Origin of the sequence: Methanoregula sp., assembly GCF_002835825.1 — an archaeon.
GTDB lineage: Archaea > Halobacteriota > Methanomicrobia > Methanomicrobiales > Methanospirillaceae > Methanoregula.
In genome coordinates this window covers 1-2,359 of record NZ_PIZH01000338.1, presented here as the reverse complement: position 1 = coordinate 2,359, position 2,359 = coordinate 1, and the positions used below count along the sequence as shown (strand labels likewise).

The 2,359-nt window shown below is 54.4% G+C and carries 2 protein-coding genes; both read left to right on the top strand.

Translation table 11 applies throughout. The annotated features are described in order from the left end of the window. The first annotated feature begins 263 nt into the window (after positions 1 to 263). Entirely contained in the window at positions 264 to 1,850 is a 1,587-nt protein-coding gene (locus CW742_RS10750) for a hypothetical protein (RefSeq protein WP_292420256.1), read from the top strand. Between the two features lie 161 nt (positions 1,851 to 2,011). Then, positions 2,012 to 2,359, top strand: a 348-nt coding sequence (locus CW742_RS10745; RefSeq protein WP_292420254.1) for a hypothetical protein, incomplete at its 3' end; no start/stop codon positions are given.

Below are 2,359 nucleotides of genomic sequence, written 5' to 3'. Positions count from 1 at the left end.
CCCGAACGCCCCGCACGATGACCAGGTTGATGTTGCGAGTTATGCATACGTGATGCTGCAGGACACCGAGAAGTATATTCCGGCAGAATATTCGGAAGGGGTTTTCATCTGACTTTTCTTTATACCCATTTTTCCCGAACTGTCGCTGCATGGGAATAGCGGACCTCATTTCCTCACGCTTCAAGGATAAGACCCTGCTCGCGATCACACGGGGGGGGCGGAGCACGCAAACCAACCGACGGGGTTGTCTTCCTGTCGATACCATGGACTTGCATCTCAACGATGATAATAGGGACGATGACGACGATTTCGAGGACCGACACCGGACGGCAGTCTACGATCCGACGTTTGTCCCCTCAGGGGGCTGGGACCAGTGGTGCGAATGGGCTATCGGTCAGGGAAAGATTGCACGGATCATCCAGTCACGTGCCAAAAACGCGATGTGCGGCCGGCTTATTAGTGACGACAAAACGCAGCAGGACGCCCTCGATGCATTTGCGCGGAAGATGCACCTGTCAACGGCAATGATCCAATTTTACATGGATTATGAAGGGTATGGCAGGGTCTTTCTTGAGCCGTTCAGGTCCCTAGATGCCTTTGGTCGGGCGAAAGACCTCATACGGCTGGATTTTATCTATCCTCCATCGGTCCGGATATTCCGTGACAATGCCAATGACGTGACCGAATTAAAGGAGTACCTGAAGTCGAGGAAAGGGGTCAAACAAATTGCATACGGGCTGACACTCAAAGCAGGTACCGGGTTCAATATCATTGGATATATCCAGAACTACGGGGCATATGGCCCGTCCGGGATGGTCACAGATCCAGATGGTGACGGGGACCCCACGGTGTTTTTCTTCCCTGAAGAGCTGATCTACCTCGCACGATATCCCAGTCCACGCTGGCAAGACGGTCTGGCCCTCACTCGGCAGAATTACGTTGTGATCATGAACAAGCTCGGTATCGAGCGAGACCAGGCCATTATGGCCCGTCGACACGGAGACCCGAAGCACAAGTTTGTGATCCCGAATAACCTCTGGGATAAACGCGATGAGATCAAACGTGAACTGAAACGCGGTATGCGGGCCGGTTTCGATTTCTTTTTCCGTGGCCGTGCTACTGCAGGGGATCCGGACCCCATGGATGTATCTATCGTTGCACCCTCAGGCAATCCCATGTCTGTAGCCAAGGCCCAGGATCACGTAGAAGACGAGTTTGTCGCTTCAATGGGTTTCGCGGACTCCTTCACTGAATCTGGCAGCAGCAATCGCAGCGTTGGCGAGATCCAATTGGACTTCTTTGAACGGGACCTGGCACCGGAGCGTCAGCGCATAGCGGAGATCCTGGAGGACCTGTTAATCAACCCATGGCTGAAATCCCAAGGATACGAGGAAGGGTCAGCCTGGTTCGTATTCGAGGACCTGTCAATCGATGATAAGGTCAAGAAATCGACACTTATCGCACCGCTGCTGCCATACCTCCCGGCATCGGTCCTGATCCGCTTCCTGGATAACATGGGATATCCCCTGACGAAAGCCGAGATCGCAGCGATTCAGACTCCCCCAGCACCAACAGCGCCGAAGGCCCCTGCGGATCCTCAACAGCCCTCCGCTGGGCAGGACCCGGCATCTGCACGGGCAGCCGCTCTCATTGAGCTTATCCACTCACCGGCTATTCAGAAATTACCCAATGGCAGTTATGAAAACGTCATGGCTCCCCTCATCGCTCACTTGGCGGCGCAGGCCGGGATCCCGAAACCGGTCCTACGGTCCGCAGCACCGGCCCGTGAGCAGTTCAAACAGGAAATCGAGGCCATGCGGGAGGATATCCTGGATGTTCTGGGTCTGTGAGGTGAACAATGTCCACCTCCGACGACATCATCCTTAATTCGCTAATCGAGTTCATTCAAAACCGGACGGATCAGGCGAAAGAAAAACTGATCACTTCTCTGTCTCAGTATATCTTAACCTCATTTTTCTTGGGGTATGAACGTGCAGGCAAAGAGATTGGGATGCCTGGAGCTCCTTTAGGGAGCCAGGCCCTGGACCCGATCATCGCGAAACTGGGGCCTCACCTTGACCAGACATTCGGCGCTCTCGGCAACGAGATGACAGATGTCATCAAAAATGGACTGAAAACCGGCCTTTCCTACCCAGAGATCCAAGAGGCCCTTGCGGAAAAGATACGGGCAGGCTGGGGGAAGTCCATCCCCTTCGACAACACGGGTCAGGTCCGGAAAATCGTCAAGGTCGCTCCTGATGGAACGCTCAGCTGGGGCAAGCAGACAATTTCTCGTAAGGTGACGCTTCCCGCGGACGTCTATGCGGAGACTCTGGCGCGGACCACAATGAAACAAGCC

What these genes read in the sequence shown, in the direction of transcription:
- CW742_RS10750 (WP_292420256.1), top strand. Translation starts at nt 264, where the DNA reads ATGGACTTGCATCTCAACGATGATAATAGGGACGATGACGACGATTTC.